Annotated in this window: 18 protein-coding genes and 1 tRNA gene; 6 read left to right on the top strand and 13 right to left on the bottom strand. The window is 63.6% G+C overall.

The window, feature by feature from the left end:
* Positions 1–4 precede the first annotated feature (4 nt).
* The 7 genes from zapD to AVTE2539_RS02220 form a co-directional block, all read right to left on the bottom strand.
* Complete coding sequence (gene zapD, locus AVTE2539_RS02190) at positions 5–760, bottom strand: cell division protein ZapD (RefSeq protein WP_272565520.1); 756 nt, start codon at positions 758–760, stop codon at positions 5–7.
* Between the two features lie 64 nt (positions 761–824).
* On the bottom strand, positions 825–1,445 hold the full coding sequence (coaE, locus tag AVTE2539_RS02195; protein ID WP_284408207.1) for a dephospho-CoA kinase: 621 nt from the start codon (positions 1,443–1,445) through the stop codon (positions 825–827).
* 4 nt (positions 1,446–1,449) lie between these two features.
* Positions 1,450–2,334 (bottom strand): prepilin peptidase, encoded by an 885-nt coding sequence (locus AVTE2539_RS02200; RefSeq protein WP_284408208.1) that lies wholly within the window; start codon positions 2,332–2,334, stop codon positions 1,450–1,452.
* Entirely contained in the window at positions 2,334–3,551 is a 1,218-nt protein-coding gene (locus AVTE2539_RS02205; RefSeq protein WP_272565514.1) for a type II secretion system F family protein, read from the bottom strand. The genes AVTE2539_RS02200 and AVTE2539_RS02205 overlap by 1 nt, the downstream gene beginning before the upstream one ends.
* 20 nt (positions 3,552–3,571) lie before the next feature.
* Positions 3,572–5,302: a type IV-A pilus assembly ATPase PilB gene (gene pilB / locus AVTE2539_RS02210; RefSeq protein ID WP_284408209.1), complete on the bottom strand. Its 1,731-nt coding sequence runs from the start codon at positions 5,300–5,302 to the stop codon at positions 3,572–3,574.
* 113 nt (positions 5,303–5,415) lie between these two features.
* Positions 5,416–5,492 (bottom strand) — tRNA-Pro (locus AVTE2539_RS02215).
* Positions 5,493–5,512: 20 nt separating this feature from the next.
* The gene (locus AVTE2539_RS02220; RefSeq protein WP_284409387.1) at positions 5,513–6,442 is read right to left on the bottom strand and encodes a polyprenyl synthetase family protein; all 930 of its coding nucleotides are present in this window, start codon (positions 6,440–6,442) and stop codon (positions 5,513–5,515) included.
* Positions 6,443–6,698: 256 nt separating this feature from the next.
* On the opposite strand from AVTE2539_RS02220, the gene rplU reads away from it, so the two are divergent.
* The 4 genes from rplU to proB all read left to right on the top strand — a co-directional run bounded on the left by rplU (position 6,699) and on the right by proB (position 9,697).
* Positions 6,699–7,010, top strand: a complete 312-nt coding sequence (rplU, locus tag AVTE2539_RS02225; protein WP_092741307.1) for a 50S ribosomal protein L21 — start codon at positions 6,699–6,701, stop codon at positions 7,008–7,010.
* Positions 7,011–7,024: 14 nt separating this feature from the next.
* The gene (gene rpmA / locus AVTE2539_RS02230) at positions 7,025–7,282 is read left to right on the top strand and encodes a 50S ribosomal protein L27 (RefSeq protein ID WP_272548923.1); all 258 of its coding nucleotides are present in this window, start codon (positions 7,025–7,027) and stop codon (positions 7,280–7,282) included.
* A gap of 123 nt (positions 7,283–7,405) precedes the next feature.
* The gene (gene cgtA, locus AVTE2539_RS02235; protein WP_272565511.1) at positions 7,406–8,476 is read left to right on the top strand and encodes an Obg family GTPase CgtA; all 1,071 of its coding nucleotides are present in this window, start codon (positions 7,406–7,408) and stop codon (positions 8,474–8,476) included.
* 81 nt (positions 8,477–8,557) lie between these two features.
* Positions 8,558–9,697: a glutamate 5-kinase gene (proB, locus tag AVTE2539_RS02240; RefSeq protein ID WP_272565509.1), complete on the top strand. Its 1,140-nt coding sequence runs from the start codon at positions 8,558–8,560 to the stop codon at positions 9,695–9,697.
* A gap of 55 nt (positions 9,698–9,752) precedes the next feature.
* Here proB and AVTE2539_RS02245 read toward each other — a convergent pair whose 3' ends face one another.
* Positions 9,753–10,460 (bottom strand): RNA pyrophosphohydrolase, encoded by a 708-nt coding sequence (locus AVTE2539_RS02245; protein ID WP_284408210.1) that lies wholly within the window; start codon positions 10,458–10,460, stop codon positions 9,753–9,755.
* Between the two features lie 91 nt (positions 10,461–10,551).
* Here AVTE2539_RS02245 and AVTE2539_RS02250 point away from each other — a divergent pair, with 91 nt between their 5' ends.
* Positions 10,552–12,294: a proline--tRNA ligase gene (locus AVTE2539_RS02250; protein WP_284408211.1), complete on the top strand. Its 1,743-nt coding sequence runs from the start codon at positions 10,552–10,554 to the stop codon at positions 12,292–12,294.
* Entirely contained in the window at positions 12,291–12,980 is a 690-nt protein-coding gene (locus AVTE2539_RS02255; protein ID WP_284408212.1) for a lytic transglycosylase domain-containing protein, read from the top strand. Before AVTE2539_RS02250 ends, AVTE2539_RS02255 begins: the two co-directional genes overlap by 4 nt.
* Positions 12,981–13,013: 33 nt before the next feature.
* On the opposite strand, the gene paeA is transcribed toward AVTE2539_RS02255, so the two are convergent.
* The 5 genes from paeA to prfA form a co-directional block, all read right to left on the bottom strand.
* On the bottom strand, positions 13,014–14,342 hold the full coding sequence (paeA, locus tag AVTE2539_RS02260) for a polyamine export protein PaeA (RefSeq protein WP_272565502.1): 1,329 nt from the start codon (positions 14,340–14,342) through the stop codon (positions 13,014–13,016).
* Positions 14,343–14,468: 126 nt separating this feature from the next.
* Positions 14,469–15,476 carry an AAA family ATPase gene (locus AVTE2539_RS02265; protein ID WP_284408213.1) on the bottom strand — a complete coding sequence of 336 codons (1,008 nt, stop codon included), beginning with the start codon at positions 15,474–15,476 and terminating at the stop codon, positions 14,469–14,471.
* 155 nt (positions 15,477–15,631) lie between these two features.
* Entirely contained in the window at positions 15,632–15,958 is a 327-nt protein-coding gene (grxD, locus tag AVTE2539_RS02270; protein WP_272565499.1) for a Grx4 family monothiol glutaredoxin, read from the bottom strand.
* A 172-nt stretch (positions 15,959–16,130) separates the two neighbouring features.
* Entirely contained in the window at positions 16,131–16,979 is an 849-nt protein-coding gene (prmC, locus tag AVTE2539_RS02275; RefSeq protein ID WP_284409389.1) for a peptide chain release factor N(5)-glutamine methyltransferase, read from the bottom strand.
* Positions 16,980–17,041: 62 nt separating this feature from the next.
* Complete coding sequence (prfA, locus tag AVTE2539_RS02280) at positions 17,042–18,124, bottom strand: peptide chain release factor 1 (protein ID WP_284408214.1); 1,083 nt, start codon at positions 18,122–18,124, stop codon at positions 17,042–17,044.
* Positions 18,125–18,141 lie beyond the last annotated feature (17 nt).

Genomic DNA, 18,141 nt, shown 5'->3' on the forward strand with positions numbered 1-18,141 from the left:
GCGCTCAGGCGCACAAGGTCAGTTCGAACGCGGCATCTTCGTTGGCAGCATGCAGCTTGCCGTCGTCATGCTGGCGCATCAGCCGCACGGAGACGATCAGGCGGTTGCCGCTGATCTCCGGGATCAGGTCCAGGGAAGGATCGATGCGAAGGCGCAGCAGTTGGAAGGTGCGGCCCTGGGGCAGGGTCTGCTGGAACTGCCCATGGTCCGCGGCCACCTTCTGGGGCACGCCCGAATCACGCAGCAGCTTCAGGAGGACGTACAACGACTCCGCCAGGGGGGCGAGGGTGGTCGCCCAGGCTTCCAGATCCTGCTGGCGCTGCTGGGGGGCATGGTGCTGCCAGGCGTAGTAGGCCGGCAGATCGAAGCCGCAGGTTCCCCCGGGAATGCCCACCCGGCTGCGGATGCTCATCAGCCAGTCGTTTTCCGCCAGGGCCTGGCCTGCCTTGCCCGTCTGCGCATTCAACCCGGCAAAGCACCGATCGAGCTGCGCGATGATGCCGTCCAGAACCGCTTCGGAAATCGAAGGGTTGCCCCGATAGCCATCCAGCTGGTGCTTCTGCTTTTCCAGATCCTTGAGCACATCCGACTTGAGATCGGCGCGCGCCGCGACATCCATGATTTCGAAGACCGTCACCAGTGCGTAGTGGTGGTCCAGGGGATGCTGGCGCGGAATCAACTCACCCAGGCGGCGAAACAGCTGCTCGAGCCGCAGGTAGGTTCTCAGTCGTTCGTTGAAGGGATATTCGTAAAGGATCACGCTGCAGGGTTCCTGGGGCACACGGCTGGCGCTGCCAGCTTCGCGCGTCCGTATATGCCGGGCATCATAGCCCGAACCGCTGGGCGATCTGAAGGACATCAGCTCGCAACCCTTGCAGCGAGATTCCGTCGTTGTAGACCACCAGGTCCGCTGCCGCCCGCCGGATCGCGCGGGGGGCTTGGGACGCCATGATGCCTTCGATCGTCTCGCGCGCCAGGGCGCTGCGCTGCTGCACCCGCGAGATCTGGGTTTCGGCGGTGCAGTCCACCACGAGAATCTGGTCCAGCTGTTGCGCCCAGCGGGCAGACTCGACCAGCAGCGGGATGTCGAAGACGATCAGGGCCGCACCGCTTTGCACGGCGCGCGAAGCGGCTTCCTGCGTTGCCAGGGCCACCAGCGGGTGGACGATGCGCTCCAGGCGCTGACGCGCCGCCGGGTCCGTGAACACGCGTTCCCGCATGCGGTCGCGGTCCATCGCGCCGTGCGCATCGATCAAGGCGTCGCCGAACGCGTCGCGGATGGGTCCGATGGCGGCCCCCCCTGGGGCCGTCACCTGGCGCGAAAGCCGATCGGCGTCGATGAGTGCGGCGCCGTGTTCCGCCAGCATTTGGCCCACCGTGCTTTTCCCGCTGCCGATGCCGCCGGTCAACCCCAGACGGAGAGCGGTCCGCGATCCGGTCGCCATGGGCTCAAAGCCCCAGGCTGCGCAATAGCCCCTGCAGGATCGTTTCCGGCCCGAACACCATGGCTGCGAGCCCCGAGCCGACCAGGAACGGACCGAAAGGGACGTATCCGCCTTCGCGCAACTGGCTGGCGAATTTCATGCCGATGCCAATGAACGCTCCGATGACGGACGCAATGAGAATGATGGGCACCAGCGCCGGCCAGCCGAACCAGGCCCCGAGCGCTGCAAAGAGCTTGAAGTCGCCATGGCCCATGCCTTCCTTGCCTGTCGCGAGCTTGAAGGCCCAATACACCGTCCACAGGGACAGGTAGCCTCCCACGGCCCCCATGACCGCGCTGAACAGCGGAACGGTGGTCCACTGCATCGCGGAGGCGATGAGACCCGCCCAGAGCAAGGGCAGCGTGATGTCATCGGGCAGCAGCGTGGTGTCCCAGTCGATGAACGCCAGAGCGATCAGCGCAGCGGCGAATCCACACCAGGCCACTGCGGTGAGCGTCGTGCCCCAATGCCAGCCGCAAAAGAAGAAAAGGCCGCCCGTGGCCAGTTCGACCAGGGGATATCGGGGACTGATCCGCACTTTGCAGGCGGAGCACCGTCCGCGAAGCCACAGATAGCTCAGGACCGGGATGTTTTCATACCACTGCACCGCATGCCCGCAGGCAGGGCACCGCGACGCCGGTGTCCAGAGGTTGAAGGATTCCACCGGCGCCGCGGGCGCCTCCGTGGAGGCCGCATCCTTGTTCGCCATGGCGGCAAAGTCAGCGCATTCTGCAGCCCACTGCTGCTCCATCATCTTCGGCAAGCGATGGATCACGACATTCAGGAAGCTACCGATGAGCAGACCCAAAATGCCGAGTACCGAAGCGTCTCCCCAAGGTCCCAGTTCCATCAGACGACTTGGCCCAGTTTGAAGATCGGCAGATACATCGAAACCACGATGCCCCCAATGATGGTGCCCAGGAACACGATGATGATGGGCTCCATCAGGCTGGACAGCCCCGCGACCATTTCATCCACTTCGGCCTCATAGAAGTCTGCGGCTTTACCCAGCATGTGGTCGATGGAGCCGGATTCTTCGCCAATGGCGCACATCTGGATCACCATGGAAGGGAACACGTTGGCATTGCCCATGGCAGCCGTCAAGCTCGTCCCTGTGGAGACTTCCTGCTGAATTCTTTCCGTCGCAAGGGCATACACGGAATTGCCGGAAGCGCCGCCCACCGAATCCAAGGCTTCAACCAGGGGAACCCCTGCGGCGAACATGGTGGACAGCGTTCGGGTCCAGCGAGCAACGCATGATTTATCGATCAGGGACCCGAACACCGGAAGCCGCAGCAACAGACGGTCCATGAACATCTGTACTTTTTCGCTGCGGCGCCACGCCTGCATGAAGAAATAAAATCCGCCGCCCAATACGCCAAAAATCAGCCACCACCATTTGACGAATACCTCGCTCATGGCCATCACGAGGAGCGTAGGTGCCGGCAGTTCAGCGCCGAAGGAGGTAAATACTTCCTTGAATGCTGGGATCACAAAGATCATGATCACCGTGACCACGACGAATGCAACGATCACCACCGAAATGGGGTACATCAATGCCGATTTGATCTTCGATTTGATGGCCTCGGTCTTTTCCATGTACATGGCAAGCCGGTCCAGCAGCGCCTCCAAGATACCCGCGGCCTCGCCGGCTTCGACGAGGTTGCAATAAAGGCTGTCGAAGTACATCGGGTACTTGCGGAAGGCTGCATTCAGCGACGTCCCGGTTTCCACGTCACTGCGAATGTCGTTGAGCAATTTGGTGACGCTGGCATTGGTATTGCCCCGGCCCACGATATCGAAGGATTGCAACAGCGGCACGCCAGCCTTCATCATGGTGGCCATCTGGCGCGTGAACAATGCGATGTCCTTGGGCTTGATCTTCTTGCCCGAACGCATGCGCCGCTTCTTGATCTTGGTAGGCAGCACACCCTGTCTGCGCAAGGTCGCCTGGACCTGGTTTTCACCTACGGCGCGCACTTCCCCGCGGACAATCTTTCCACTGCGATCCTTGCCCTCCCATTCAAAGACGAAGTCCTTGATATCCCTCGATGCGGCGGTTGCCATAATGATCCTCGCGATTGGCGCTATTCGTTGGTGACGGCCAGCACCTCTTCGAGAGAGGTCAGCCCCATCTTGGCTTTATAAAGGCCTGCTTCGCGCAAGGAGCGGACCCCCTCCGCCTTGGCCTGCTTGGCGATTTCCAAGGCGCTTCCATCGCGCAAAATAATGCGTTGAATTTCTTCGGAAATCGGCATGACTTGGTAGATGCCCAGCCGCCCCTTGTAGCCATTGTTGCAAGCGGAACAACCGACGGGACGATAGGTCACCCAGGTGCCATCGATTTCATCCTCTTTATAGCCTGCCTCGAGCAGGGTTTCATGTGGAATATCGGCGGGCGCTTTGCAGACCGGGCACAAACGGCGAGCCAGGCGCTGGGCCGTTATCAGAATGACGCTGGACGCAATATTGAATGGCGCAATTCCCATATTGCGCATCCGGGTGAGCGTGGTCGGAGCATCGTTGGTGTGGAGTGTGGACAGCACCAAGTGGCCCGTCTGTGCTGCCTTGATGGAAATATCCGCCGTTTCAAGATCGCGAATTTCGCCGACCATGATGATGTCAGGATCTTGACGCAGAAACGACTTGAGGGCGGTGGCAAAGGTCAGCCCCGCTTTCTCATTGACGTTCACCTGATTGACACCAGGCAAATTGATTTCCGAGGGGTCCTCCGCGGTCGCGATATTAACGCCTGCTTTATTCAACAAGTTCAGGCAGGTGTACAAGGAAACGGTTTTCCCTGAACCCGTTGGCCCGGTCACCAAAATCATGCCGTAAGGCCGGCCGATGGCATGCATCAGCCGTTCTTTTTCTTCCGGCTCGTAACCCAGCGCATCGATTCCCAGCTTGGCGCTGCTGGGATCCAAAATCCGGATCACGATCTTTTCGCCAAAGAGCGTAGGCAGCGTGCTCACCCGAAAGTCGATGACCCGGTCCGGGCCGACTTTGAGCTTCATGCGGCCATCTTGTGGGACACGCTTTTCCGAAATGTCCAATCTGGAAATGACTTTGATTCGGGACGCCAGTTTGTCCTTGATGGCAATGGGGGGCGAAGCGATTTCTCGCAATTCGCCATCGATGCGAAAACGCACCCGGTACTGGTGCTCGTAAGGTTCGAAATGCAAATCGGACGCACGCATATTGAACGCGTCCAAAAGCATCTTGTGAAGGAACTTGACGATTGGCGCATCTTCAACGTCGTTGGCGCTGTCCGAGTTTTCGGGGGCTTCTTCGACCTTGACATCGTCGAATTCGAAATCTCCCCCGCCCGACAGGCTTTCCATCGACTCGCTGACCGACTTGGTATTGGCCTCGATCAGCTTGATGAGCTTGTCGTATTCCGCAATGATCCAGTCCACCCCCATCTGGGTCGTGAATTTGATCTTTTCCGCTGCCTCTTGGTCGGTGGGGTCTGCGGTGGCCACGATCAGCCGGTTGTTGCGCTTGCTCAGGGCCACAACACGATAGGCGATGCAGATCTTCGGATCCAGGAGATCTTTGGGAATCCGAAGGGGATCGATGGCTTCCAGATCCAGCAAGGGCGCACCGAATACGGCAGAAACCGTGTGCGCCAGATCGGCAGAGGAAACAGCCCCCGACCCGGTCAACTCGGCAATGAAGCTTGTTTTGCCGACTTGTGACTTGCGAAAGATATCTTCGGCTGATTTTTGACTCAGCTTGCCGGCTGACATCAATGCCCGGCCTAAACCTGGCAGGGCAATTGCGGCGCCTTCTTTGGGTGCGGTATCAACGGCCATGTAACCAGCAGAATCAATGTGGATGGAAAGGAAACCATCCTAACATCGTGCGGATGTTCGGGCCATGGGATCAACGGGATAGAGTGCGGCGAAACCACGAAGGTGTAACAACGTGGTCGGGGTGAGAGGATTCGAACCTCCGGCCTCTACGTCCCGAACGTAGCGCTCTGCCAGGCTAAGCTACACCCCGATGTGTTGTTTTCAAGGCAATTACAGGCGCCGCTCCAGCAATTGCGAGGCCAATTCTAGCAAACCTTCCGTGTAGCGATTGGAGGGCAATTGCCTTGCGGCATCGACTGCCTGCTGTGCTTGGGCCGCAGCGGCAAGTCGAGTTGCTTCCAGGGCCCCGGTACTCTTCACAATTTGCACGATGGCTGGGAGTTCTTCCACCGCGCCCGTCTGTATGGCGTTTTCTATCAGGCGCCGCTGGTCCTGGGTGCCGCGCTGTATGGCAATGATCAGGGGCAGGGTCACTTTGCCCTCCCGAAGATCATCTCCCAGATTTTTCCCCATCTCTGAAGAGTCGCCGTCGTAGTCGAGCACATCGTCAATGACCTGGAATGCGGTGCCGAGCGCCTGACCGTAATCTGCGCAGGCTTTCTCAAGATCCGGTGAACTGCGAGCCAGAATCGCTGCCAGCCGGGCGCTTGCTTCGAAGAGTTTGGCCGTCTTCGACCGGATGACCTCCAGATAGCCCTGCTCATCCAGCGATGCGTCATGGGTGTTCATGAGCTGCTGCACTTCCCCTTCGGCGATGACATTGGTGGCCTCTGAAAGAATCTGCATCACGCGCATGTCATCCGCATCGACCATCATCTGGAAGGCACGCGAGTGCAGGAAATCGCCGACCAGCACGCTTGCCGGATTGCCGAAGTTCTCGTTGGCTGTTGGGCGCCCTCGCCGCAGCGTGGACTCATCCACCACATCATCGTGCAGCAAGGTCGCGGTATGGATGAACTCCACCACCGCTGCAAGATTGAAGCGCTGAAGTCCCTTGTAACCGAGCGCTCCGCACATCAGCAAAAGCAAGGCTGGACGCAGGCGCTTGCCACCTGCGGAAATGATGTAGCGGGCAATGTCTCCCACAAGAGAGACTGACGAATTCAGCCGGGCGGCAATGACTTTGTCCACCTCGTGCATGTCGTCGGCGATCAAGGCGAGGGTTGCTGAAGTGCTGGAGGTGGTGGTGGACAAGATGAGCGTGTGCAGCGACGAAAAATGGATTATAGGAATCGCTTTGTACCGACTCGGGTGCTCCTGGCTTGCCCACCACAAAAGACGACTTTTCCGGTTGCGGCCTGGTCGGACGCGGCCGGCTGGCTAAAAAGGTTGCCTCGTGCTATAGTCGTCGGCTCTGCGGAAATTCGTCCGCAGAACTCCATTCAAAGAGGTTCACATGTACGCGGTCATAAAAACCGGCGGCAAGCAGTATCGCGTTGCTTCCGGCGAAAAAATTAAAGTAGAACAGATTGCTGCGGACGTAGGCCAGGAAATTGTGATCGACCAGGTTCTGGCCGTCGGAAACGGCGCTGAAATCAAGGTTGGCACCCCCCTGGTGTCCGGCGCAACCGTCACGGCAACCGTCGTGGCGCACGGCAAGCACGACAAAGTGCACATCTTCAAGATGCGCCGTCGCAAGCACTATCAGAAACGCCAAGGCCATCGCCAGCAGTTCACCGAACTGCAAATCGGTGCGATCGCCGGTTAAAAGGAGCTGATGTCATGGCACAGAAAAAAGGCGGCGGCTCTACGCGAAACGGGCGCGATTCCAAGCCCAAGATGCTCGGTGTGAAGGCTTTCGGCGGCGAATTGATCAGCGCGGGCTCGATCATCGTTCGCCAGCGCGGTACGCGTTTCCACCCCGGCACTAACGTCGGTGTGGGCAAGGACCACACGCTGTTTGCACTGGTCGATGGCCACGTGTCCTTCGGCACCAAGGGCGCACTGTCCAAGCACACCGTCAATGTGACGCCGGCCTGACGCCTGCCACTTGATGCTTTCGAAGCCCCGACCTGTCGGGGCTTTGTCGTTTTGGAAGTGTTGGCTGCCGGATGAATCGGCATCGCGTCGCTTTCCGAACCCTGTTTTGTAAACTGGATCCCCATGAAGTTCGTCGACGAAGCCTTTATCGACATTGCTGCCGGCGACGGCGGCAATGGTTGTGTGTCGTTCCGGCACGAAAAGTACAAGGAGTTCGGCGGTCCCAATGGGGGCGACGGCGGCCGGGGCGGGCATGTCTTTGCCGTGGCCGATCCGAATCTGAATACGCTGGTGGATTTCCGCTATTCCCGCCGCCACGAGGCCAAGCGCGGCGAGCACGGCATGGGCTCCGACATGTTCGGCGCCGCTGGCGATGACATCACGTTGAAAATGCCAGTGGGCACCATCATCACCGATGCCGAGACGGGCGAAGTGCTGTATGAACTGTTGGTGCCGGGCGAGGTGATTACCATCGCCAAGGGCGGCGATGGCGGTTTTGGCAACATGCGGTTCAAAAGCGCCATCAACCGTGCGCCGCGCCAGAAAACACCAGGATGGCCTGGCGAGAAAAAAAATCTCAAGCTGGAGTTGAAGGTGCTTGCCGATGTCGGCCTGCTGGGCATGCCCAACGCCGGCAAATCCACCTTGATCGCTGCCATTTCCAATGCGCGGCCCAAGATCGCCGACTACCCCTTCACGACGTTGCACCCCAATCTGGGCGTGGTTCGGGTGGGGCCGGAGCAGAGCTTCGTCGTCGCCGACATTCCTGGGTTGATCGAAGGCGCTTCTGAAGGGGCGGGGCTCGGGCACCAGTTCTTGCGCCACCTGCAGCGCACGCGTTTGCTGTTGCACGTGATCGATCTGGCGCCTTTCGACGACGCTGTCGATCCTGTTGCGCAAGCCAAGGCCATTGTGGGCGAGCTCAAGAAATACGACGCAGGCCTCTATGACAAGCCGCGCTGGCTGGTGCTCAACAAGCTGGACATGGTTCCCAAGGAAGAGCGTGAAGCGCGCGTCCGGGATTTCGTGAAGCGGTTCAAGTGGAAGGGGCCTGTTTTCGAGATTTCGGCTTTGACGCGCGAGGGCTGTGAGCCGTTGATCCATGCCATTTACCGGCATGTGCAGGTTCAGCAGAAGGCCGAACAGACGCCGGAAGAGGTGGATCCACGTTTCGTGGGCGATCGGCCCGAGTGATCCGTTTGCTTCGCTACTCCTGCTACTTATTCAATAGCGTTCATCGCTTGTCCATCCAGCGCTGACGCCAATACTGTCCATATGGTTTCCAGCATATTGCGCGACGCGCGCCGCATTGTCGTCAAAGTAGGGTCGAGTCTCGTGACCAACGAGGGCCGTGGCCTGGATGAGGCTGCCATCGGCGAATGGAGTCGCCAGCTGGCGGCGCTGGCGCGCGGTGAATCGGGTGGGCGGCGCGAGGTGGTCATGGTGTCCAGCGGCGCGATTGCGGAGGGCATGAAGCGCCTGGGTTGGGCGACGCGTCCGCATGAGATCCACGAACTCCAGGCGGCTGCGGCGGTCGGCCAGATGGGGCTGGCGCAGATGTACGAGACCAAGTTGAGGGAACAAGGGCTGGGCAGTGCGCAAGTGCTCCTCACGCATGCCGATCTGGCGGATCGGGAGCGGTATTTGAATGCCCGGTCCACGTTGCTCACCCTGCTGCGCCTGGGCGTGGTGCCTGTGATCAACGAGAACGATACCGTGGTCACGGATGAGATTAAATTCGGCGACAACGATACGCTCGGTGCGCTGGTGGCCAATCTGGTGGAGGCCGATGCCTTGATCATCCTGACGGATCAAAAAGGGCTTTACACGGCAGATCCACGGCGCAATCCGGACGCACAGTTCGTGCACGAAGCCCAGGCGGGCGATCTCGCCCTGGAGGCGATGGCGGGGGGCGTGGGCTCCAGCATCGGCCGGGGCGGCATGATCACGAAGATCATTGCCGCCAAGCGGGCCGCGGGTTCAGGCGCCTCCACCGTGATCGCGTGGGGCCGCGAGACCGATGTGCTCGTTCGCCTGACCCAGGGCGAAGCCATCGGAACGCTGCTGGTCGCGCAAACGCAGAAAAAGCAGGCGCGCAAGCAATGGATGGCGGACCATCTGCAACTCCGTGGCGCTGTGACCGTGGACATGGGAGCGGCGGTCAAGCTGCGAACCGAGGGAAAAAGCCTTCTGCCGATCGGCATGACCGCCGTGGAGGGGGATTTTTCTCGCGGTGACGTCATCGCCGTGCGTGACGAGACCGGGGCGGAAGTGGCGCGGGGGCTTGCCAACTACGCCAGTGCGGAGGCCCGTCTGCTGTGCCGCAAGCCCTCGGCGGAATTCGAACGGTTGTTGGGGTATGTCGCCGAGCCGGAGATGGTGCACCGCGACAACATGGTGCTGGCAAACGCCTGACGCACAGGCATGGGCTTGCGGGCTGCCTTTTCCTTTCGGAGAAGGCAGCGGCGCGTCAAACCAATTTGGGCAGGAACTGCGAAGGCGACAGTGGAATGCCAGCTCCCTGTTCCGAAGGAGGCGAGGTGGATTTGCTCTTTTGAGGGTCGGGATCGAAGCTGGCACCCGGGGGCATTTCCATGCCAGGACTGACCAGCAGGGAGCCTGCCCGGTGCATGGGCATGCCGCTGGGCAAGCCTTCGCCTTCACGGGAGCGCATGCCGCTGCGCAGATAGCGATTGCGTTGCTCGTGGCGCGGCAGAAAGCGCGCCAACTCGGTGAGCGCCATTTCATACACGCCGCGCTTGAACTCCACCACCACATCGAGCGGCACCCAGTAATCGTTCCAACGCCAGGCGTCGAACTCGGGGTGGTTGGTGGCGCGCAGATTCAGGTCCCAGTCATGGCCCAGCAGCTGCAGCAAATACCAGATTTGCTTCTGGCCCTTGTAGTGTCCGCGCGCATCGCGGCGGATGTACCGGTCAGGCACCTCATAGCGCAACCAGTCCCTGGTGCGGGCAACCACGCGCACATGGCCCGGCTGCAATCCCACTTCTTCGTGCAGTTCGCGGTACATTGCCTGTTCGGGAGTTTCCCCCCTGTCGATGCCGCCCTGCGGGAACTGCCAGCTGTGGGTGCGGATCCGCTTGCCCCAGAACACCTGGTTTTTCTGGTTGAGCAGGATGATGCCGACGTTCGGCCGAAAGCCGTCCCGGTCAAGCATAATCTAACCCCAATTTTTTAAACTGTGACCATTATGCACGGCGCCTTGTGCGCAGCAAGCAGACCGGGCGCAATTGCATGAAATCCCCCCAATGAAAGCGTCCCAATTCTTCGTCTCCACCCTCAAGGAAGCCCCGGCCGATGCGGAAGTGGTCAGCCACAAGCTCATGACGCGGGCGGGCCTCATCAAGAAGCTGGGGGCGGGCATCTACAACTACATGCCCATGGGACTGCGCGTCATCCGCAAGGTGGAGGCCATCGTGCGGGAAGAAATGAACCGGGCCGGCGCCGTCGAGGTCGCCATGCCCGTGGTGCAGCCGGCAGAGTTCTGGCAAGAGACCGGCCGCTTCGACAAGATGGGCCCGGAACTGCTGCGCATCCAGGACCGGCACGGGCGCGATTTCGTGATCCAGCCCACGAGCGAAGAAGTGGTCACTGACATCGCCCGCCAGGAACTTCGCAGCTACAAGCAACTGCCCAAGAACCTGTACCAGATCCAGACCAAGTTCCGCGACGAGCGCCGCCCGCGTTTCGGGCTGATGCGGGGCCGCGAGTTCATCATGAAGGACGCCTACTCCTTCGACCGCGACCAGGAGGCCGCCAAGGCCAGCTATCAGGTGATGGCCCAGGCCTACCGCCGCATTTTCGATCGCTTCGGCCTGACCTACCGGGCCGTGGCCGCGGACAGCGGCGCGATCGGCGGCGACCTGAGCGAGGAATTCCAGGTGATTGCTGCCACGGGCGAGGACGCGATCGTCTACTGCCCCCAGAGCGATTACGCCGCAAACATGGAAAAGGCCGAGGCGCTGGCCCCCGCAGGCCTGCGGCCAGCGGCAGCCCAGGCCCTGGCCAAGACGCCCACGCCGGGCAAGAGCACCTGCGCGGATGTGGCGCAACTGCTGGGCGTGGCGTTGCAGACCACCGTGAAGTCTCTGGTGCTCGCCACCGACGAGACCAACGAGGCCGGCGAGATCGTCAAGACGCAGGTCTGGCTGCTGCTGCTGCGCGGTGACCACGACATGAACGAGATCAAGGTGTCCAAGGTGCCGGGCCTGGCGGGTTTCCGTTTTGCCACCGTGGGCGAGATCGAAGACCACTTCGGCTGCAAGCCGGGCTACCTGGGCCCGCTGCAACTGCAAAAGCCGGTGAAGCTGGTGGTGGACCGCGAAGTGGCCGTGATGGCCGACTGGATCTGCGGCGCCAACGCGATCGACTTCCACATGACGGGCGTGAACTGGGGGCGCGATCTGCCGGAGCCCGAGGTGGTGGCCGACCTGCGCAACGTCGTGGCGGGCGACCGCTCGCCGGACGGCCAGGGTGAACTCGCCATCGAGCGCGGTATCGAAGTCGGCCATGTGTTCTACCTCGGGACCAAGTACAGCAAAGCCATGAACGCCACCTTCCTGGGTGAGGATGGCAAGCCCGCATTCTTTGAGATGGGCTGCTACGGCATCGGCATCACCCGCCTGCCGGCCGCCGCCATCGAACAGAACCACGACGACCGCGGCATCATCTGGCCCGATGCCATCGCCCCCTTCACGGTGGTGGTGTGCCCGATCGGCATGGACCGCAGCGCGGAGGTCAAGGCCGCGGCCGAACAGTTCTACGGTGATCTGCTGGCGGCCGGCGTGGACGTGCTGCTGGACGACCGCGGCGAGCGCCCGGGCGCGATGTTCGCCGACTGGGAGCTGATCGGCGTGCCGCACCGCGTGGTGATCTCCGACCGTGGGCTCAAGGAAGGCCAGCTCGAATACCAGCACCGCCGCGATACCACCGCGACCAAGGTCGCCACGGCCGACATCCTGGCGCACATCAAGGGCCGGCTGACACCATGAGCGCGATGAAAGGCGAGGCCGGGGCGGTTTCGCGCCGGGCCTGTCTGGTGTCCTTGTCCGCCGGGCCGGCGGCCTGGCTGGCGGCCCCCCAGGCCGCCCATGCCGGGGGGCAACTGGAAGAACCCCTGATCGACTCCGTGCGCACTGCCTTGAGTTCCGCAGTGCTCAATCAGGCGCCGCCCGAGCCCCAGTTCGGCACGACGGAAGCGCGGCTGCACTACCTGCGCTGGCTGGGCACCATGAGCGACCGGCTGCGCCGCCGCAAGCCGGATTGGGAGGTGCGCCGGGATTTCCTGCAGACCGTCTGGTACGAGTCCAAGCGGGCAGGGCTCGATGTATCACTGGTGCTTGGCCTGGTGCAGGTCGAAAGCGCATTCCGCAAGTTCGCCGTGTCCAGCGTGGGCGCGCGGGGCTACATGCAGGTGATGCCTTTCTGGACGCGGGTGATCGGCGACGGCGATCCGGGCAAGCTTTTTCATATGCAGACCAACCTGCGCTTCGGCTGCGTGATCCTGCGCCACTACCTCGATCGGGAGCGTGGCGATCTGTTCATGACGCTGGGCCGCTACAACGGCAGCCGCGGCCGGCCGCAGTACCCCGACGCGGTGTTCGCTGCGCAGCGCAACTGGGTGTTCCAGGACCGCATCACCACCGCAGCCGAGGGCCTCGCACCGGCCGGTGGATAGTCGCCCGGTCGGGCCTCCTGGGTGCCGCCGCCCTCAGATGGCGCTGGCCGCGGCGATGGGCACGCCGTTCGCATCCTGCAGCCGCGACACCATGATCTGGTCGATGCGGTAGCTGTCCACGTCCAGCACCTCGAACTTGTAGCCGCCCCAGTTCACGCTGTCGGTGCGCCGGGGCACGCGGCGCAGCATCACCATGAGGAAGCCGGCCAGCGTTTCGTACTCTTCGGCGTGGGGCAGTTCGTCCAGGTTCAGTGCGCGCAGCACGTCTTCGACCGGGGTGACGCCGTCGATGAGCCAGGAGTTCTCGTCGCGGCGCACGATCTGCTCCTCGTCGGCCGGGCCCATGACGAGGTCGCCCATCACGGTGCTCATCACGTCGTTCAGGGTGACGACACCCACCACCAGGCTGTATTCGTTCACGATGACCGCAAAGTCTTCGTGCACCTGGCGAAACTGCTCCAGCACTTCGGACAGGGACAGCCGGTCCGGCACGATGAGCACCTTGCGCACCAGGCCCTCGTCGGCCAGCGAGATGGGCTGGTTGTTCAGCACGCGCTGGAAGAGGTCCTTGGCGTCCACGTAGCCGACCACGTGGTCGATGTCGCCGTCGCACACGGGATAGGTCGAGAAGGGCTCTTCCGCGATGCGCGCTCGGATCACGGTATCGGGATCGTCGCGCAGGAAGTACGCGATGCGGTCGCGCTGCGACATGGCGCTGCCGACAGTGCGCGTGTCCAGCTCGAACACGTTCTCGATCACCTGCTGCTCCCGCGCGGCCAGCACGCCAGCGCGGGCACCGGCCTCCATCATGGCCAGGATGTCGTCGGAGGTGACCCGGTCGTCCCGCAGCGACGATAGCCCCAGCATGCGGAACAGCAGGTCCGCGCTGCGGCTGTAGAGCCAGACCACGGGCCGCAGCACGGTCATCAGCAGCTTCATCGGCGCCGACACGCGCAGGGCCAGGCGTTCGGGATTGGCCATGCCCAGCCGCTTGGGAAACAGGTCGGCCAGCAGGATGAACAGCGAGGTGATGATGGTGAACGACGCCAGGAAGCCCGCGGTCTCCGCGCGTGCGTTGCTCAGCCAGTAGGCGAACAGTTCGGTGAAATGGGGGCTGAGCGCGCCTTCACCCACGATGCCGCCCAGGATGGCGACGGCGTTCTGGCCCACCTGCACCACGGTGAAATAGTCGCCGGGCTGCTCCTGCATGCGCATGACGCGGTCGGCGCGGGTGTCGCCTTCGTCGGCCATCTGGCGCAAGCGCAGGCGGCGCGAAGCCGCCAGGGAGATTTCCGCGATGGAGAAGAACGCGCTGGCCACGATGAGGAGGCCGATAACGAAGAGACTTTGGGACAGGGTCATGGGACGGCAGGCGCCGCCATGATCGTGCTGTGCGCCAGCGTGCCGAGTGTAGCCGCCCTGCCGCGCGCCTTCGCGCGCCCGCATGCAGGGGATGCAAGCGGGCGGCGAGGGCGGCGGGGGGCTACTTCACTGCAGGAAGCCGATGCGCGATTTGCCGCCTGCGCTGCGCGGCAGGTCGCCCACTTCGACCGCGCTGCGGTGCTGCAGGCGCGCGTTGCCGAAGCCCGTCATCAGGGCGCGGCGCATTTCGCGCGGGGGCATTTGCGCGAGCACGTCCAGCACGTCGGACTGCGGCTCGGGGTCGAGCATGCGGCCCCAGTCGTGGCCGTTGCGGATGCCCTGGTAGAGGTTGCGCGCAATGGCGCGGGCCTGCTCCGGCGTGGGCGTCTGCACCTCGAACACGTTCATGCGGTTGAGGATGGGGTCGGGGATGCCGCGCTCGTCGTTGGCGGTGGTGATCCAGATGACCTGGCTCGCGTCGATGGCGACCTCGGCGAACTCGTCGGTGAAGCTCTGCGCCGTGTCGTGCTCCAGCAGGCCGTAGAGCGCGCCCAGCGGGTCGTACTGCGCGTCGCTCGCGGCCTTGTCGATCTCGTCCACGACGATGACGGGGTTGGCGTATTCGCCCTCCACCAGCGCCTCGAACACCTTGCCGGGCCGCGCGCCCTTCCACTGCGAGGACGAGCCCGACAGCAGCCAGCCGGCGGTCATCGAACTCATGGGCACGAGGTTCAAGCCGGTGCCCAGCAGCTCGGCCAGGTGCCGCGCGAAGTGGGTCTTGCCGATGCCGGGCGGGCCCAGCAGCAGCATGGGCGTGACTTCGAGCCCGTCGCGGCTGTCCTGCGCCAGGGCCACGTGGCGCTTCACATCGTCGAGGACGTCGGTGAAGTTGGGCAACTGGTCATAGAGATGGGCCATGTCCGGCACGCCGGAAGGCTTGACCTGGAAGCGTTCGGGCCCGCGTTCCAGCATGCGTTCATACACCGCGCGCAGATTCTCGTATTCGCGCTGGCTGCCGCCGTCCTGCAGCCGCGTGAGCTTGCGCTCGACGTCGCAGGGGTGGAACACGTTGCGCAACTGGGCCACCGGCAGGCTCAGGGCCGGCGTTTGCGGAACAAGGCTTTGTGTCGTCATGGCGCGCTCCTGTGTGAGGAAGTCACGCACCCATTCAAGCACACAACATGCCTGGTCTCAACGGCGGAAAAACCCCGTCAACCCGCCCCTGTTGTTCCCATGCAAAAGGCCGCCCGGGGGCGGCCTTCGGTCAATGCAGCCGCCGGGGCTGCCGGTCACTCGCCCTGCGTGCCCAGCACCTGCTTGAGTTCGCCCGACTCGTACATCTCCATCATGATGTCCGAGCCGCCGATGAATTCGCCCTTCACGTAGAGCTGCGGGATGGTGGGCCAGCTGCTGTATTCCTTGATGCCCTGGCGGATCTCCGGGTCGTCCAGCACGTTCACCGTGGCCACGCTCTTAGGGTCCACGCCGCAGGCCTTCAGGAGCTGGATCGCGCGGCCCGAGAAGCCGCACATCGGAAAACTCGCGCTGCCCTTCATGAACAGCAGGATGTCGTTGGATTTGACGAGGGCGTCGATGCGTTGCTGGGTGTCGCTCATGGGTTGCTCCTGAAAGTGGCCGTGGATCGGCGGCAAGGCGTGATTATTTCACTGTCGGCGAAGGCCGGTGGGCGCCGCGGTGATCCGGGGCATGCCCTGGCGGCGGTGCGCAGGCTCCACATGGGGGCGCCGCGGGCGCTTTCCAGTGCCGGCGGCCAGGGGATGGATCGCATCACGGCGCGGGCGGGCGGCGGCCGCCGGTGCAGCGCGCATGCCCGGCCAGATCGGTGCGGCTTTGCACCTCGGTGAAGCCGGCCTGGCGCAGCAGCGCCTGCACGGCCTCGGCCTGGTCCCAACCGTGCTCCAGCAGCAGCCAGCCGCCGGGCACCAGATGGATCGGCGCCTGCACCGAAATGGTGCGGATGTCGTCCAGGCCGTCCGCGCCGCTGGCCAGTGCGTTCAGGGGCTCATGGACGAGCGCCGCCAGGTGCGGGTCGTCCGCTGCGATGTAGGGAGGGTTGGAGACAATGGCATCGAATTCCGCGCTGCCGCTTAGGCCCGCGAGCCAGTCGCCTTCGGCGAAGCGCACCGGCAGGCCCAGCCGCTCTGCATTGGCCCGGGCGACCTGCAAGGCCTGGGCGCTGGCATCGACCGCCAGCACCTGCGCGTCGGGCCGCTGGTGCTGCAAGGCAAGGGCGATGGCGCCGCTGCCGGTGCCCAGGTCGGCCACGCGCGGGGCGGCGATGGGCTGGAGCACCTGCAGCGCCCAGTCCACCAGGGTTTCGGTGTCCGGTCGCGGGTCCAGCACGCGGGCATCGACCTGCAGCGCCAGGCCGTAGAACGCCTTGCGGCCCGTCAGGTAGGCCACCGGTTCGCCGGCCACGCGGCGCCGGCACAGCGCCAGGAAGGCGTCCATCGCCGGCGGGGGCACGGCGTCGGTGTCGTGCGCCAGCAGCCAGGCGCGGCCGGCCTCGGGGCGGCCGAGCGCGTGCAGCAGCAGCAGCTGGGCGTCGATGCGTGCCAGCCCCAGGGTGTGGGCCTGGCCCAGCGCCTGGGCCAGGGTCGGCGAGGCATTTGCTATTGAATTGGTAGCATCCAAGGCAATGAATCCTTCGGCATCGGGGTGGTTGGGCTGGAAACCGATCAGGCCGTGGTTTCCAGCTCGGCCAGTTGCTCGGCCTCGCGCGCGTGGCGCAGGGCGTCCAGCACGTCGGCAAGGTCGCCTTCCATGATGGCCAGCAGCTTGTAGAGCGTGAGGTTGATGCGGTGGTCGGTCAGGCGCCCCTGCGGGAAGTTGTAGGTGCGGATGCGGTCGCTGCGGTCGCCCGAGCCGATCAGGCCCTTGCGCAGGGCGGCCTCCTTGGCGGCGCGCTCGCTGCGCTCCTTTTCCTGGATGCGCGCCTGCAGCACCTGCAGGGCCTTGGCCTTGTTGCTGTGCTGGCTGCGCCCGTCCTGGCATTCGGCCACGATGCCGGTGGGCAGGTGGACCACGCGCACTGCCGAGTCGGTCTTGTTGATGTGCTGGCCGCCGGCGCCGCTGGCGCGGAAGGTGTCGATGCGCAGGTCGGCGGGGTTCAGGGTGATGGCCTGGTGCTCGTCGGGCTCGGGCATCACGGCCACGGTGCAGGCGCTGGTGTGGATGCGGCCCTGCGTCTCGGTGGCGGGCACGCGCTGCACGCGGTGGCCGCCGGATTCGAAGCGCAGCGCGCCGTAGGCGCCGTCGGCCTCCACGCGCAGCACCACTTCCTTGTAGCCGCCGATCTCGTTCTCGTTGGCGCTCAGGATCTCGATCTTCCAGCCCACGTTGGCGGCATAGCGGGTGTACATGCGCGCCAGGTCGCCCGCGAACAGGGCCGACTCGTCGCCGCCCGTGCCCGCGCGGATTTCGAGGAAGGCATTGCGGGCGTCGTCGGGGTCCTTGGGCAGCAGCAGGCGCTGCAGCTCTTCTTCCAGCTGCGCCAGCTCGGCTTCGGCGGCGGCGATCTCCTCCTGCGCCATCTCGGCCATGTCGGGGTCGGCGAGCATCTCGCGGGCGCCGGCCAGGTCGGCCTCGCGCTGCTGGTGGCGCGCGTAGCGGCCCGCGATCTGCGTGACCTCGGCGTGCTCGCGGGAGATGGTGCGGTACTGCGCCATGTCGGACATGATGTCCTCGCGCGAGAGCAGGAAGTCGAGCTCTTCAAGGCGCTGCGCATAGCGCTCGAGCTGGGTTCTGAGAAAGGGCTTCATCGTCGGGGGAAAGAAAT

Source organism: Acidovorax sp. SUPP2539, assembly GCF_030158975.1.
Lineage (GTDB): Bacteria > Pseudomonadota > Gammaproteobacteria > Burkholderiales > Burkholderiaceae_C > Paracidovorax.

Coding starts and splice junctions, on each gene's coding strand:
- coaE (WP_284408207.1), bottom strand. CDS start 1,445: ATGGCGACCGGATCGCGGACCGCTCTCCGTCTGGGGTTGACCGGCGGC.
- AVTE2539_RS02200 (WP_284408208.1), bottom strand. CDS start 2,334: ATGGAACTGGGACCTTGGGGAGACGCTTCGGTACTCGGCATTTTGGGT.
- AVTE2539_RS02205 (WP_272565514.1), bottom strand. CDS start 3,551: ATGGCAACCGCCGCATCGAGGGATATCAAGGACTTCGTCTTTGAATGG.
- pilB (WP_284408209.1), bottom strand. CDS start 5,302: ATGGCCGTTGATACCGCACCCAAAGAAGGCGCCGCAATTGCCCTGCCA.
- AVTE2539_RS02220 (WP_284409387.1), bottom strand. CDS start 6,442: ATGCACGAGGTGGACAAAGTCATTGCCGCCCGGCTGAATTCGTCAGTC.
- rplU (WP_092741307.1), top strand. CDS start 6,699: ATGTACGCGGTCATAAAAACCGGCGGCAAGCAGTATCGCGTTGCTTCC.
- rpmA (WP_272548923.1), top strand. CDS start 7,025: ATGGCACAGAAAAAAGGCGGCGGCTCTACGCGAAACGGGCGCGATTCC.
- cgtA (WP_272565511.1), top strand. CDS start 7,406: ATGAAGTTCGTCGACGAAGCCTTTATCGACATTGCTGCCGGCGACGGC.
- proB (WP_272565509.1), top strand. CDS start 8,558: ATGGTTTCCAGCATATTGCGCGACGCGCGCCGCATTGTCGTCAAAGTA.
- AVTE2539_RS02245 (WP_284408210.1), bottom strand. CDS start 10,460: ATGCTTGACCGGGACGGCTTTCGGCCGAACGTCGGCATCATCCTGCTC.
- AVTE2539_RS02250 (WP_284408211.1), top strand. CDS start 10,552: ATGAAAGCGTCCCAATTCTTCGTCTCCACCCTCAAGGAAGCCCCGGCC.
- AVTE2539_RS02255 (WP_284408212.1), top strand. CDS start 12,291: ATGAGCGCGATGAAAGGCGAGGCCGGGGCGGTTTCGCGCCGGGCCTGT.
- paeA (WP_272565502.1), bottom strand. CDS start 14,342: ATGACCCTGTCCCAAAGTCTCTTCGTTATCGGCCTCCTCATCGTGGCC.
- AVTE2539_RS02265 (WP_284408213.1), bottom strand. CDS start 15,476: ATGACGACACAAAGCCTTGTTCCGCAAACGCCGGCCCTGAGCCTGCCG.
- grxD (WP_272565499.1), bottom strand. CDS start 15,958: ATGAGCGACACCCAGCAACGCATCGACGCCCTCGTCAAATCCAACGAC.
- prfA (WP_284408214.1), bottom strand. CDS start 18,124: ATGAAGCCCTTTCTCAGAACCCAGCTCGAGCGCTATGCGCAGCGCCTT.